The sequence below is a fragment of the Oceanobacillus sp. M65 genome, from assembly GCF_052246275.1.
GTDB classification, from domain to species: Bacteria; Bacillota; Bacilli; order Bacillales; family Amphibacillaceae; genus Oceanobacillus_B; species Oceanobacillus_B jordanicus.
In genome coordinates, this window is sequence record NZ_JBQQCJ010000001.1 from 234,502 (window position 1) to 249,314 (window position 14,813).

15 protein-coding genes are annotated in these 14,813 nt (G+C 40.2%); 9 read left to right on the plus strand and 6 right to left on the minus strand.

Features of this window, described 5'->3' with window-relative positions; genetic code table 11:
- Positions 1 to 99: 99 nt before the first annotated feature.
- Together ACTWPF_RS01150 and ACTWPF_RS01155 are read left to right on the plus strand one after the other, a co-directional pair.
- On the plus strand, positions 100 to 363 hold the full coding sequence (locus ACTWPF_RS01150; protein ID WP_443148040.1) for a CD3324 family protein: 264 nt from the start codon (positions 100 to 102) through the stop codon (positions 361 to 363).
- Positions 364 to 560: 197 nt separating this feature from the next.
- A complete protein-coding gene (locus ACTWPF_RS01155; RefSeq protein WP_443148041.1) occupies positions 561 to 1,196 on the plus strand; it encodes a FusB/FusC family EF-G-binding protein in 636 nt (211 codons plus the stop codon).
- A 48-nt stretch (positions 1,197 to 1,244) separates the two neighbouring features.
- Here the strand turns inward: ACTWPF_RS01155 and ACTWPF_RS01160 are convergent, their stop codons facing one another.
- A complete protein-coding gene (locus tag ACTWPF_RS01160) occupies positions 1,245 to 2,420 on the minus strand; it encodes an MFS transporter (protein ID WP_161464171.1) in 1,176 nt (391 codons plus the stop codon).
- A gap of 80 nt (positions 2,421 to 2,500) precedes the next feature.
- On the opposite strand from ACTWPF_RS01160, the gene yeiL reads away from it, so the two are divergent.
- Positions 2,501 to 3,172, plus strand: a complete 672-nt coding sequence (gene yeiL / locus ACTWPF_RS01165; protein ID WP_161464170.1) for a transcriptional regulator YeiL — start codon at positions 2,501 to 2,503, stop codon at positions 3,170 to 3,172.
- Positions 3,173 to 3,219: 47 nt separating this feature from the next.
- Here the strand turns inward: yeiL and ACTWPF_RS01170 are convergent, their stop codons facing one another.
- From ACTWPF_RS01170 to ACTWPF_RS01190, 5 genes are all read right to left on the minus strand, one after another.
- Complete coding sequence (locus tag ACTWPF_RS01170) at positions 3,220 to 4,344, minus strand: NADH-dependent flavin oxidoreductase (protein ID WP_443148042.1); 1,125 nt, start codon at positions 4,342 to 4,344, stop codon at positions 3,220 to 3,222.
- Between the two features lie 152 nt (positions 4,345 to 4,496).
- Positions 4,497 to 5,381: a ribokinase gene (gene rbsK, locus ACTWPF_RS01175; RefSeq protein WP_443148043.1), complete on the minus strand. Its 885-nt coding sequence runs from the start codon at positions 5,379 to 5,381 to the stop codon at positions 4,497 to 4,499.
- A gap of 46 nt (positions 5,382 to 5,427) precedes the next feature.
- Positions 5,428 to 6,630 carry an MFS transporter gene (locus tag ACTWPF_RS01180; protein ID WP_443148044.1) on the minus strand — a complete coding sequence of 401 codons (1,203 nt, stop codon included), beginning with the start codon at positions 6,628 to 6,630 and terminating at the stop codon, positions 5,428 to 5,430.
- Between the two features lie 206 nt (positions 6,631 to 6,836).
- Positions 6,837 to 7,430: an NADPH-dependent FMN reductase gene (locus ACTWPF_RS01185; protein WP_379552261.1), complete on the minus strand. Its 594-nt coding sequence runs from the start codon at positions 7,428 to 7,430 to the stop codon at positions 6,837 to 6,839.
- Between the two features lie 437 nt (positions 7,431 to 7,867).
- On the minus strand, positions 7,868 to 9,154 hold the full coding sequence (locus ACTWPF_RS01190; protein WP_238017401.1) for an MFS transporter: 1,287 nt from the start codon (positions 9,152 to 9,154) through the stop codon (positions 7,868 to 7,870).
- Positions 9,155 to 9,380: 226 nt separating this feature from the next.
- On the opposite strand from ACTWPF_RS01190, the gene ACTWPF_RS01195 reads away from it, so the two are divergent.
- The 6 genes from ACTWPF_RS01195 (at position 9,381) to ACTWPF_RS01220 (ending at position 14,664) form a co-directional block, all read left to right on the plus strand.
- Complete coding sequence (locus tag ACTWPF_RS01195) at positions 9,381 to 10,130, plus strand: hypothetical protein (protein WP_443148045.1); 750 nt, start codon at positions 9,381 to 9,383, stop codon at positions 10,128 to 10,130.
- An 86-nt stretch (positions 10,131 to 10,216) separates the two neighbouring features.
- On the plus strand, positions 10,217 to 11,197 hold the full coding sequence (locus ACTWPF_RS01200) for a Gfo/Idh/MocA family protein (RefSeq protein ID WP_443148046.1): 981 nt from the start codon (positions 10,217 to 10,219) through the stop codon (positions 11,195 to 11,197).
- 344 nt (positions 11,198 to 11,541) lie between these two features.
- The gene (locus ACTWPF_RS01205; protein ID WP_443148047.1) at positions 11,542 to 11,868 is read left to right on the plus strand and encodes a YrdB family protein; all 327 of its coding nucleotides are present in this window, start codon (positions 11,542 to 11,544) and stop codon (positions 11,866 to 11,868) included.
- A gap of 45 nt (positions 11,869 to 11,913) precedes the next feature.
- A complete protein-coding gene (locus tag ACTWPF_RS01210) occupies positions 11,914 to 12,615 on the plus strand; it encodes an MBL fold metallo-hydrolase (RefSeq protein WP_443148048.1) in 702 nt (233 codons plus the stop codon).
- A 12-nt stretch (positions 12,616 to 12,627) separates the two neighbouring features.
- A complete protein-coding gene (locus ACTWPF_RS01215) occupies positions 12,628 to 13,191 on the plus strand; it encodes a TetR/AcrR family transcriptional regulator (protein ID WP_443148049.1) in 564 nt (187 codons plus the stop codon).
- A gap of 78 nt (positions 13,192 to 13,269) precedes the next feature.
- Positions 13,270 to 14,664, plus strand: coding sequence for a DUF1565 domain-containing protein (locus ACTWPF_RS01220; protein WP_443148050.1), 1,395 nt, complete (start codon positions 13,270 to 13,272; stop codon positions 14,662 to 14,664).
- Positions 14,665 to 14,813: the final 149 nt, after the last annotated feature.

The window sequence follows — 14,813 nt, forward strand, 5'->3', positions numbered from 1 at the left end:
GAATCTTTGCATGAGGTTACCATTTAAACATATATTCGTCTAAAGTAATTATAGGCTTTGCCCCTTATTTTCCACATTACGGATAAGGAGCTGTCTATGATGAGCTATGTTAAAGCGAATTCCATTTTACCAGAAGAGTTAATAAAAGAAATTCAGCAGTACATTCAAGGTGAAACGATATATATACCGAAAGAGAAGTCAAGCTATCAAAAGTGGGGAACGTCTTCTGGAGCAAGAAAAGCGATTGCTGAAAGAAACGTTTCCATTAAAAACGCCTATAAAGATGGGTTTTCAATAGATGATTTAGCAGAAGAATATTATCTGTCAGTAGATACCATTAAGAAGATTATCTATTCTAGCTAGACATAAGGAGATCATGAAGCACTGGAAGTCTTTCTGAAAGGATGACTTCCGGTGCTTTCTTATATGCATACAACGAATAGAAAGGCTCTGCCTATGTACAAAACGTTTTCTAATTGTTTTCTGCATAGGAATAAGAAGGTTTCTTTTCTATAATGGATAAGGAATCTGAGTTATGTTTAAAGATTGGAGAGATAGAAATGGAGCCTTTTATTCGGGTGGACCAATTCAATTTCATTGCACGGCAAGCGCAAGATTTAGTTAGTGGCCACTCAACTTCTAATGAAAAAGCCGTATTGGACGCATTAGAATCAATGGCTAAAGAAAGAGTATTAGCATTAATCCCTGCAATAACAGAGGAACAAGCACAGTTACTTCAACCTATTACATTGGTGGATGATAAAGATAAAGCGGAAAGTTTTTTATCACAGTTGAAACCATACGTCATTCCGTTTCACGTGACAGAGCAAGGAATCAAAAAATTGTTTCCTAAAGTTAAAAAGTTAAAATTACCAGCTTTACAAGAATTAGACTTGCAGCAAGTATGTTATTTGAGCTGGATTGATTACAGTACGAATAAAAAGTTTATTGTGCTGAAACATAACGGGAAATTAACGGGGTTACACGGTTCCTTCGATATGATAAAACAGAAAGGGATATGTTCGATTTGTCATAAACATGAAGAGGTAGGTTTGTTCCTTTCACATAAAAAAGGAAAAGTACAAGGGACGTTTTCCAAGAAAGGGAATTATATCTGCCGAGACAATGAAACATGTAACCAGAACATTACCTCACTTGATTATTTACATGACTTTGTACGTCGTTTAAAAGCTTAATCAGCTGAGAAAAGTAACAGGCTTATCCGCTAGGGACAAGCCTGTTTTTTAGATGGTCTCCAGCACATTACCTTGCTTCGTCTCCACGTTTCGATAAACCAACGCTAACAACATGGCTGGAATGGTACAAATGACCATGCCGATAAATGCAAAGCGTGGTTCGATTTCATATAAAAACCCACCGAAAATGGTGAATACTGCAGTGCTCCAGCTAAGCGCTAATGCAGAGTAGATGCCCTGTGCCTTTGGTATCTGTACTTGCGGAATATTGTTAATTAAGTATTTCATAAAGGCATAATGCGCCATTGCAAAGGAAAATGCATGTAGAACTTGCGCAATACTAAAGATAACGACGCTTGGAAAGGCAAATACAGCAATCCAACGTACAGAGGAACCAATTGCTGACAGTGTTAGTAAGGCTCCTACTGAAAAATTACCAAACCTTTTATCGGCAATTGAGAAAAAGATGATTTCAGCTATAACACCAATGTTAATAATGAGACCGATTAAGTATGTTGGTGCATTGATATCCTGTAAAAAAATATAACCATAATTGTAGTAACTCGCATGTGCTGCCTGTAGCAATATAACAATTAGGAGTACGAGGCTAAAATGTTTGATTTTGAATACAGAGAAAAGGCCAATCTTTTGTGTTTGTTCCGCTGGTGGTTTTACAGATAAGACAGCGGGTGCTTGCAACAGACTAAGCACCACAAAAGCTACTATTCCTAGTAATAGTGCCCAAAAAATGATCTCATCGCCAAACCTCGCTGTGAAAATAGTAAGAACCATGCCAATTGAAACAAAGCCAATCGATCCCCACTGCCGGCTTCTCCCATAATGTTTTAATTGTTTGTTTTGTACAAGCACACCAGCAGCACTATCTAACGCAGGCATAAGTGCTGGATAGAAAAGGTGCAGAAGGATGGTTGCTCCCATTAAACTCGTAAAGGATCCTGCCGGAATGTAAGCGATAAGGGCAATGAATGTCCCAATCCCCGCTATGTTTAATAATCGCTTACTGCTAACCTTATCGGAAAGGTAAGGAAAGGCAAATAAGGTGGAGAGTCCTCTTGCGACCAAGCCTACACTCATGATCAAACTAGCTTCTGAAACAGAGATGCCTTTTGTATAGATCATCCACCCGGCCCAATAGGGTAGAAAAATGCCCCATGTCATAAAAAAACTAAAAAATCGTATGCCCATCCAACGTTGTGTGTTCATTCTATATCCCCCTCATTGATTGCATGATATCATGGAAAGAAAAGAGAAAATATGAGATATCTCCTATTTTGAGGTGAATAATGGAAATTTATAAAGCGAGCAAAAAACGTCTATATGTAGAAAACCACTCCATTGAACATTTGTTTTCTGCCCCGGTCGAAGCGTATATGGAGGTACATGAATATCAGCGTGATGATTGGATTATTCAAGAAGGAACGAGACCTGACTTTCTATATTACGTGGTAGAGGGAAAAGCAAAGATCTATATCACCCATCAAAATGGGAAAGTATCGCTAATTAATTTTATCAATGCCAATGAATTTATTGGGGAAATGGAATTACTGCATGATGTGTATTACACAAAGGGGATTCAAGCCTCAACAAAGACCATTTGTTTCGCTCTGCCGATGCATTACTATCGAAGGCAACTAATGGAAGATGCGAAATTTTTGCGCGAACTAACGCGGTTTTTAAGCGTAAAGGCAACCCAGATGGCAATGAAATATACGCAAAGTCTTGCCTTCCCACTTGAAAATAGGCTTGCTGATTTCATCCTGCAAACGGCGGATAACGGGGTTTATAAAGAGAAACATGTTACAGTTTGCGATTATTTAGGCGTGTCCTACAGACATTTATTACATGTGCTAACACAATTCTGTGAAAAACAGTACTTACAAAAGGAAGGCCGGAAATATCACATTAAGCAATATGATTCCTTGAAAAGTTTGTCCCACGTTTTAAGGAATAAGTAAGAAAAGACAGGCCCTGCAGTTTGGTGCAGTGGCCTAGCCTTTTGTTCTTACACTCCTGGGAACCAACCGGGTGTGTTTATGATAGTTTTCCAAAGTGGGTCTGGTACTACTAATTCTTCTTGCTTCTCTTTATTAATTTCCGTAATAATTTCACTTTCTCTTCCTTCGGCTATCTTTTGAACCCAATCAGGATCAATAACGAGCTCTCTACCTAGGGCAAGAAGTGGGACACCTGTATTGAATGCTAGTTTCGCATCTTCTGCAGTATAAATGGAACCTACACCGATTAAAGGTACACGCTCGCCAATTGTTTCTAGCAGGTGTGCGATACGAGTTTTCTCTAAATCCTCTACACCTCTTCTTGGCTTAGAGAAGAAGTCGAACAAGGAAACATGTAAGTAATCTAGGTTTTTATCTGCTAACACGTCTACTAAATGAAGTGTCTCTTCCATCGTAATTCCTGGTGTTTCAGGCTCTTCCGGAGAAAAGCGATAACCTACGATAAAGGAGTCATCTGCATGCTCTGCAACGACGCTTTGTACTTTATCAACAATAGCAAGTGGGAAAGTCATGCGTTTTTCCAGGCTTCCACCAAACCGGTCCTCACGTAGGTTGGAATGTGGAGAAAAGAATTGCTGGATTAAGTAGCCGTTCGCTCCATGTATTTCAACACCATCATAACCTGCTTCAATGGCACGGCGTGTCGTTTCACCGAAGGCTTCAATGATCTCTTCTACCTCTTCTTCGCGTAAAGGACGTGGCTTGGCAGCACCTTCTCGATCCGCTGGAACGTCACTTGCGCTCACAACATCGCCATCTGGAACAAGATCTGTGGGACTCATTTTTCCAGCATGGAAAATTTGTAAGATGGCTTTAGCGCCTTGTGCTTGAATTGCTTTTGCTAGTTTGCTTAAGCTCGGGATCATGGCATCACGATCTGCCGCAAATTCATTAGGAAATCCTTTTCCACTCGGTATAACATATGTTGTAGCCGTGATGACCATACTTACGCCTTTAGAACGGCGAGCATAGTAGTTTACCTCTGCATCCGTTACAGTTCCATCGGGATTGGATGAAGAGTTAGTCATTGGCGCCATCACTAAGCGGTTCTTTAATTCAACACCATTTTTTAACGTTAATGGAGAAAACAAATCTTGATATTCTGGGTTCATTTTTTACTCCTCCTTGTTCTCGATATGATAATAGATCAAGGTGGGTTTGTATAATATTATGCTCGCTAATCGCTTTCATTGGAGCGGGGTCGATTTTTCCTGAAAAAAGGGCATGGAATCAGTGTTAGTACTCTTGATCCCATGCCTTTCATTTACTCCAATTCACCTAATCGCTGTAAAACGGCTTCTCTCGACGGCATACCTTTTTGTGCTCCGTGGTGCTGGACGGATAAGGATGCTGCCGCATTTGCAAAGGAGACAGCTTTCCTTAAGGTTAGACCCTCAGCAATAGCCGAAGCTAATGCACCGTTAAACGTATCTCCTGCACCTGTGGTATCCACTGCTTTGACAGGGAAACCTGGAACTGGAATGCGCACGAGGGATGTACCGTCATGGTAAACTGCCCCTTTTTCTCCTTCTGTGACGATTAATTTGTTAGGAAATTGAGCGACAGCCTCTTCTGCTTTCATCCCAAAGAGTTCCTTACATTCTGTTTCATTAGGTGTGAGGTAATCAGCTAATGTAATTAGGCCAGCTGGTAAGGCTTGCGCTGGTGCAGGGTTTAAGATGATCGTGGTTCCTACCTTGTTCGCCATATCTGCAAATGCCTCTACCACGTTGAGCGGGATTTCAAGCTGGAGGACTAACACATCGCTCTTTTGAATGATGGACGCGTATTGCTCCCATTCCTCCGATTCCCATAAGAAGTTAGCGCCTGGTATGACGATAATAGAGTTGTCACCTTCTGCTACGGTTATCGTTGCAATGCCTGATGAGCCATCCTTTGCTTTTACATATTCGGTTCCCACATTTTGTTGGGTTAAGTTTTCTATTAATGAAACACCAAATGCGTCTTTCCCCACGTGTCCAATCATGTTCGTCATGTTACCAAGACGAGCGGCAGCAACTGCCTGATTTGCCCCCTTGCCACCAGGGTTTGTTTGAAAGTCTCTTCCTAACAGCGTTTCACCTTTGTTCGGTGTTCGATCCGTTGTGACGACAAGATCCATATTTATACTTCCAGCTACTGTAATCATGTTTACCACTCCTATCGATGTGAAAGGTGTCTCAAGATTTACTAGATTATGCTTTCACATAATTCCGCGCCCTAAAGTATATGATAAGCGCTACAATTAATCCCGCAATACCAAATGTGAGCAGGGTCACTTTTACCGAAATCCCTACCGTTATAAGAGCACTAACTACCCCATATGCAATCGGGTCAAAGCCATTCATGGCAAGGAAAATAATGCTCATGACTCTTCCCATTAATCGATTATCCGTTGTTTCCTGTACTGCTGTGAAAAACGGGATATAGACAAAGGACATGGAAAAGCCAATAAAGAAGACAAGAACTGTCAGTAAAATAAGGCTAGGTGCCTGACTAAAAATCAAAAAGCTAAGGATGGCAGCAAGTAGCCCAATAATAGATGCCCTTCCTTTTCGCTTAATATGAACTTTACTAAGGATAATCGTACTGAATATCATTCCCACGCCTAAGCTAACTTCCATGGCACTTAAATTAATTGGGCTACCACCATGCAGGTCAACGACAAGGGGGAAGGCAATATTTAGTGTACCAAAAATGAAAAAGTTAAGTGTTATTAAAACAAGAATACCCGTTAATAAAAAGGATGAACGGCGAATATAAGAGATTCCTTCTTTTAAATCGTGTAAAGGTTTAGTTTGGTCCGTCTTTTCTACATTTCCTTCCTTCACAAATGGTGGAAAGATAATAACAGCTGAGAGAAACACGAAAATAGATGCTACGAAATAGCTTGTTGCCACACTGGATACTTCCATAATAATTCCAGCCAGGATGGGGCCGATGATGAAGGAAATCTGGTCAATTCCTTGAAAATAGGCGTTTGCCTGTTGTAATTGCCACTTCTCCACAATTTTGGGAATCATAGAGGAGCTAGCAGGGCCGAAAAATGCATCAAGCATACCAAACACACCAGATAAAATAAGTAATAGCATAAGACTCATGTTATCGCTGGAGACCAAAAGGAAAATACTAAATAAAAGCATGCTTTGGATTAAGTTAGTCCAGAACATGATCAGCGATTTTTTATATTTATCAGCTAGAACCCCACCGAAAACCATCATAATTAAACGGGGGACGGTTGCAGAGATTAAGACTAGACCCAAGGAGCTGGCACTAAGTGATGTTGTAACATACCAGGTCGTTGTGGTTAGAAACATACTGAATCCCACAATCGCAAAGATCCCAGCGAGAAGTAATATAGAGAAAGTCCGATTTTTAAACAAAGATTGCTGTACCATTGTGTAAACTCCTTTCACCGACTATGACACCAGATTAAACTGACGAACGTTCGGTAGTTAAAATCATAACCTCCATATAGTGATTTGTAAAGGAGGAGATTTTGCTGGCGAACTAGCCATTTGGTAGTATAGGAGAGTGAAAAAATGATACGTAAAAAAACCTCTATCCATAAAGGGTAGAGGTTTTTGATAGTTTCTTACTATACTTAACGAATTGTTTTCAATGCAGTAGACCAAGGGATAAGCTGGTCAAGCATTTGGTTAACGGAATCTGCTTGAACAGCAGCCGGTTTGAAGTCTGCTCCGTTTTCGAAGTCTGTGAATAAAGAAAGAGCTGGGTGAACACGAACATCTGCTACTAGCAATTCACCTAGGATTCCACGTAAATGTTCCGCAGCACGTGCTCCACCAACAGAACCATAGGATACGATACCTGCAGCTTTGTTGTTCCATTCTACGCGTAGATAATCTAAAGCGTTTTTAAGTGACGCTGTAATAGAATGATTGTATTCTTGTACAACGAAAACAAACCCATCTTGTTTCGCAATTGCTTCTGCCCATGCAGCTGCACCTGAAGTGTCTCCGCCATTTTCGCCAAGTAGTGGCAATTTGTAGTCTGCAAGATCAATAACCGTATAGTTTGCATCACCGCGTTGGTCTGCCAATTCTTGTACCCAGTTTCCTACCTGTGGACTTAAGCGTCCTTCACGTGTTGAACCTAGAATAATACCAATGTTTAATTTTTCCATTGTTGTTTCCTCCTCTTTTTCTCTTCCAAAAAATTTATTGAGTAAACCCATTGCTTCCTCCATCTTAAAGCACTTATCTTGGGTTCCATTTGGCAACCGCAAGGAAAATTACTTTAATCAATTCATTTATTTTAAATTAAATTATCTTTAATTCAGTATAATCATAGCAGTTACTTTTAGTAACGTCAACCTTTTAGTTTTGAAGTCGCGTAAGAACACGCTCAAGTCGCACGGGAAGCTACAAAAGTCGCGTGCTCACTGCCTCAACTCGCGCGAGAACTATCAAAAGTCGCGTGGGCACTACCACAACTCGCGTGAGAACTATTAAAAGTCGCGTGGGCACTACCACAACTCGCGTGAGAACTATTAAAAGTCGCGTATCCACCATCCAAACTTTCGTGATGATACCTAGGGCGCACCCCAGCACAAACAAAAAACCGTCTACCCTCACGGATAAACGGCTTATCTCTAACAAAAATTCTATTAAACTAAGAAATATTTACTTCAGGAGTTTTTAGGCCTTCCATCTTCTTATCAGACGGTACGAAGTTTAAGATGATCATGCCAATAATGAAAAGAATGATAAGACTTAAAATACCAGCATTGGTTTTTCCGGTAATTTGCGCTGTGGCACCTACTAGTATAGGTCCTGCAACAGATGCAAATTTGCCAAAGATATTGTAAAAACCAAAGAATTCATTGGCATTAGCCTTTGGAACGAGCTTCGCAAAATAAGATCTGCTTAATGCTTGAATGCCGCCTTGAGAGGTGGCAACGAGCATGGCAAGAACCCAGAAGTCAAATGCGGTTTCAAGGAAATAACCATAAATACACACGATCGTATACACAATGATTCCTACGTTTAACATAGCTTTAGCGGAAAAGCGATCCGCTAGTTTTCCGTATAAGACAGCAAAAGGGGCCGCTACTATTTGAGTAACCAAAAGGACGACGAGTAATATGGTGGAGCTAACGCCAACATCTGTCCCATATGCGGTAGACATGGAGATAATCGTTCCCACCCCATCTATATAGAAAAAGTATGCGATGAGAAAAATAGTTAAGTACTTATATTGGCTAATATTTTTTACTGTGTTTTTAAGGCGTAAAAAGCTTGTACGAATTGGTTTCGGACCGCGTTTGATTCCATGGATTTGTTTTACGTTTTTTAACATTGGAATAGAGAATACGCCCCACCAGATGAAGGTGATAACAAAGGCGATTTTACTAGCTGTCGTACTGGAGATGGGTATAATTTCTTGCTGTGCCATCAAAATGATTCCAATACTGATTACAAACGGGATAGCACTCCCGATATAGCCTAGTGCATAGCCTCGTGCTGATACTTTATTCATCCGCTTATCCTCTGTTACGTCAACGAGAAACGCGTCATAAAAGAGATTCGCCCCTCTTAACCCTAGCGAAGATATGGTAAAGATAATCAGTAATAGCAACCATTCTCCTTCAGGAACGAAGATGAGTGAAAAGGTGGAAACCAGACCTATTAATAAAAAGCCAAAGAAAAACTTTTTCTTGTATCCTTCATAGTCAGCAAAGGTTCCTAATATTGGTCCTATCATTGCCAGGATAAAGGTGAAAATAGCAATCGTGTAACCAAGGTATGCCGTAGAATCTGCAGCCTCTACACCTGCAGCTGTTGCTTGTGCTTTATAAAAAATTGGAAAAATGGCAGTAGTAATAATGATAGAGTAAGCACTATTTGCCCAATCATAGTACATCCAACTCGTTTCTTGCTTCGTAAACTTTTTCATCAACTCTCCCCCTTGGTTCTATTTTACTAAAATTTACAAGATAAAGAAGGCGAATTTTAAAAAATTACAGAAATTTTATATAACTTCATAGCTTCTGCCAAGACATTCCCTTAATATAAAGCGTATGAAAGGATTTTATCGACGATGGTTATTATATTAATATGAAATTATGGCTGCCAGATATTCTCATTTATAGAGTTAAAATTGTGAAGGAAAGGGGCGAAAATAATTGAAGCACATCTACGCTTTCGAAAAGAAAGAGGAATATGAAAAATATCAGAGTATAATTGATCGATTTAGTAAGAAATTGGTGAAGTTCCAAAGAGTACTAGAAAAAGATTTTGCTTTAAGAGATTTACCTAAAGGGATTGTTTGGACTTCGGAAGAGTTGGCGACCACTACTTTTTCCAATGTACCAATCCCAGCTTTTACAAATAAAGACCTTATTTATATTTCTCCTGATTTACCAAACTGGAGAAGATTATTTGTTGATCAACTAGAGGGACGGGAGAACGCCAAAGTAAAAACGTTTTATGAAAACCTTTCGGAAGAGCATATATTTACAATAGTGGGTCACGAACTAACACACCACTCAGATTTGTTTATGGATGAATTTGATGATGAGCGAGAGGATGGAATCTGGTTCGAAGAGGGAATGTGCGAGTATTTACCTAGAAAGCTGCTACTAGATGAAAGAGAGTTTACCAACATTACGAATGTCGAACGAGAACTGGTTGACATGTTTAAAGATAAATATGGCGATCGCTCTTTAGAGGAATTTGGCAGTGCTAGTTATCAAGGGAGCTTGAGCAGTATAATGTATGATTATTGGCGTAGTTTCCTCGCTATTACATATATTGTAGAGGAAAAGGCGAACCATGATATCCATCAAGTTTTCAGAGATTATCATAAGTGGCATAATGAAGGTAGAAAAGTACCTTTGACGGAGTACTTTGAGATTCAGAGCTTATTTGTGTAGTCTAACAAGTAAAGATATGATTATATAGCTGTATACAAAAAAGACTTCACTGCAAAAAGAGGGCGAATAAACAAGGGGGAGTTCATTTGAAATTAGAAAAAGTTCGTTGGGGAATTATTGGTTGTGGAAATGTGACCGAAGTGAAGAGTGGGCCGGCCTTTCAAAAGGTGAAGAATTCCGAGTTAGTAGCGGTGATGCGCCGTAATGGCGAATTAGCGAAGGACTACGCTGAGCGACACAATGTTCCGAAGTGGTATGATGACGCGGATGCGCTTATACAGGATCCCGAGGTAGATGCTGTCTATATTGCAACACCACCTGGATCTCATAAGGAGTACACGTTAAAAGTTGCCGCGGCAGGGAAGCCGGTTTATGTGGAAAAGCCTATGGCCATTGATTTCGAGGAATGTAATGAAATGATTCAAGCATGTAAAGCTGCTGGAGTACCATTATATGTTGCCTATTATCGAAGGGCGCAGTCGCGTTTTCTAAAAATAAAAGAATTATTGGATCGTAAGGCGATTGGAGATGTGCGTTTTGTTTCGAGTACACAGTATCAAAAAACAGCAGATGAAGTGAAAAAGGGAGAAGAACTCCCATGGAGACTGCAGCCTGCAATGTCAGGTGGGGGGCTATTCTACGATTTAGCTAGTCACACACTTGATATCTTAGATTTTCTACTCGGACCGATCAAAGACGTTCAGGGATTTGCGTCAAATCAGGCTGGTTATTACCAGGCTGAGGATATCGTGACAGGTACGTACCGTTTTGATTCTGGTGTACATGGTATAGGAAATTGGTGCTTTGCAGCTTTTGAGAATGTGGATGTAAACGAAATTGTAGGCAGTGAAGGAAAAATTACCTTCTCTACGTTTGGGGATGATCCCGTTGTATTAACAACTGCAGCAGGAGAGCAGCAATGGAAATTTGACCGTCCCCAGCATGTCCAGCAGCCTCTTGTAACAATGATGGTAAAAGAATTAACTGGAGTAGATACTAAATCCCCAAGTACTGGCGAGAATGGGGCTAGAGCTAACTGGGTATTAGATAAATTGGGGAAGCATTAAGGGTATATTTTTAAGCAAGTATGGCTCGTTTTTAGATAAGGCTGAAGTGTGGAAGCAGCAACAGGACAGGGTTAGAGAGCCTCTTAATTATCCAGATTCCGAACAACCACGAGGATACAACAATATTATTAGTAGGGCAGTCATTAACATGGCTGTCCTATTTTTCTTGGCCTTAAACGAAATTCAGATGATTATCAGTATGTTCCAATAAAACTTGCCAAACTAAGGTTGTTAGTTATATGATAAAACTAACAGCATTAGTTTTTTGAATAAGCGTACTTTATAAGCTTGCTTAGAGCTTTTAGCATGTCTTTTACAGTTGCATGGGCAAAGGGGGATTCACTGTGGTTTTAAATGTAATGCTTCGCTTTCTGTTAGAAGTTCTCGCACTAGTGGCAATTGGTTTATGGGGATTCCAAAAAGGTAGTGGAATGATAACGAGTTTTCTACTGGGGATTGGAGTACCACTAATCATTGCAGTAATCTGGGGAATGTTTTTTGCACCAGCTTCCACTGTCAATGCACCACTTTGGCTGAAATTTGGCTTTGAGGTTGCGATCTTTGGGTTAGCCTTTTTTGTCTTATTAAGCATGAGATTTTCTGCAAGTGCTTATATATTTGGCTTAGCTGTTGTAATTAACCAAACGTTGTTGTACATATTTAAACAGTAAGCAATACGTATAATGACGCGTCATAGATAATAAGGGGGTTATACAATGGAAAAACTTCATCCTGTCATGTTCTTAAAGAGAACCTTTCCTGTCAATTGTTACTTAGTAGAAGAGGAGAATGAGTTAACACTTATTGATGCGGCGTTACCGTATAGTGCGAAAAAGATTGTAAGAGCCGCAAAGGAAATAGAAAAGCCTATCACCAAAGTTATATTGACACATGGCCATGGCGATCATGTGGGTTCACTTGATCATGTAAAGGAACTGCTTCCCAAAGTAACGGTTTATATATCCAAGCGGGATGCGAAATTACTAGCAGGTGATCGCGCTTTGGAGTCAGATGAGCCCCAAACACCAATTCGAGGAGGCGTCCCTAATGGGATAAACACGAAGCCAGATGTGCTGATTCAGGAAGGTGATCAGATAGGTTCTCTAATTGCCATATCTACACCGGGTCATACCCCAGGTTCCATGTCTTTTCTCGATACAAGAACGAACGCTATGATAGCTGGAGATGCTTTTCAAATTCGAGGTGGAATAGCTGTAGCGGGACAAATGAGATGGACATTTCCGTTTCCTGCCATCGCTACATGGAATAAAGAGCTGGCACTTGAAAGTGCGCGTAAAATTGAAGCATATAAACCTTCCTGCTTGGCTGTAGGCCACGGAAATCCGCTGAAGAATCCCTTAAATCAAATACGCCACGCTATAGAAATTGCGGAAAAAAATATACAAAGAATGGATTAAGGAGAGGTTACATTGTCACCTAGACCAGGACTTAACAAACAAAAATTAGTAGAAGCAGCAATCGAATTAGCAAGCCAAGGCGGCATGGAGGCTGTTACCATGCATGCTTTAGCTAAAAAGCTAGAAGTGCGTCCACCTTCGTTATATAACCATATTAAAAGCTTAGATGATTTGCGTCAGCAATTAGCTTCGGTTGCCATAATCGACCTATATAACAACATGGAAAAAGTCGCTAAGGGAAAAGAAGCGCTTGAAGCAATTTCTGCGATCTCCAAAGCTTATATAGCATTTGCCCATAAGCACCCTGGTTTGTATGAGGCAACGTTAATTAAGTCAGATAGCAGTATACTGGCAGTAAAAGAAACAGGCGATAAAATAGTTCAATTATTTAAGGAAGTATTGGCAGTCTATCATTTAGATGAGAAGGAAACGATTCATCATATTAGAGGATTGCGAAGCATCCTGCATGGCTTTGCTACATTAGAGCAAAAGAGCGGATTTGGCATGCCGATTAATATAAATGATAGCTTGGAATATGTCTTACACACTTATTTTAATGGCATTAAACAGGGCTAAATGATAAAGGAAAATCAGGCCGAAATTTTGCATTTAAGAGTTAAGTAGATGAAGTAACTTACCAAGGAGAGCGACACCATGAAAAAGACCATAATTATTCTAGTTCTTACAGCAGTAATTATTATTGGAATAGGTATAACAATTAGTGTGACAGCCGAGAAAGATAGCGTTATCTACGTAGCAACTGATGGAAATGATGAGCAGAATGGCACCAAATCACAGCCTTATCGTACATTAAACAAAGCTGCAACAGAGGCGAAAGCAGGAACAATCGTTTATCTACGAGAAGGAACGTATAAGGAAAAGCTTGTCGTGCAGCACAGTGGTACGAAATCAAGACCGGTTGTTTTTCAGCCATATAAGCAAGAAAAAGTGGTGCTCAGCGGTGAGAATCTACTAAATGAAGAGGGAGATACTGCCCTTGTCACTATAGAAAATCAAGATCATGTGACCATACGTGGCTTAACCATTGAAGGTTTGACAACAGACTTAGCTGACGAAACTGTAATGGGAATGTATGTCACAGGAACTAGCAGTCATATTACATTGGAAGATAACCATGTACGCTCTGTGGAGACCCATTCAGATGATGGAAATGCCCACGGTATTGCAGTTTATGGCACAGGACCCATGACCGACATTAATATTTTGCATAATACGGTAGAAGATTTAAAGCTTGGTGCAAGTGAAGCTCTCGTGCTAAATGGAGATATTGACGGTTTCAGAGTTGAAGATAATCTCGTTCGTCGAAATGACAATATTGGAATTGATTTAATTGGATACGAAGGGGTTTCACCTGATGATGATTATGTGAGAAACGGCATTGTTAAAAACAATAAAATACACGACATCTCTTCATTTGGCAATCCAGCTTATGGTGAAGATCATAGTGCCGGTGGCATTTATGTGGACGGTGGTAAAGATATAATCATCGAAGAGAACACCATTTATAAGAGTGATATTGGAATAGAAGTAACCTCGGAACATGCTGGGAAGTATGCCGAGAACATTGAAGTGCTGAACAATACAGTGTATGAGAACTTCTATACCGGCATTTCAATAGGAGGATATGACGAGGAACGTGGGGGAACGATCCATTCTACCATCTCACAAAATACAATGTATCTTAATGACACGGTGGGACTAGATGGTGGGCAACTTTTAATTCAGCATGACACGAGAAATAACGTCATTGAAAAAAACATTCTCACTGCAGGATCTTCCCGTCTGTTTATCGCCAACTATTTTACAACCAACCAAAACAATACGTTATCCCGGAACGTCTTTGATAAGGAAGAAGGCAAAGGAGCTATATGGGTGTGGAAAGACGAAGAATATACTTCGTTCCCATCGTTCAAAGCAGCTACTGAAAGTGATGAGGAGTCAGACTATCTGGAAGTGAATTATATTAATCCTGAAGAAGGAGACTTTCAATTGGAAGAGAATTCTCCTGCGGCAGAGATTATCGAATGAAAATCTGGCAGCTTGCTAGATTTTTTTATGTTTCCATTTGCTCCGTGGCCTGTGGAGTGGGTGTATCGCCCGAGAACGAGGAAGCATCAGCCGAGAAAACTGCGCCCGCCTGCAATAAGCTCCCCAGTTAAACAAGGATACTTTTTCGG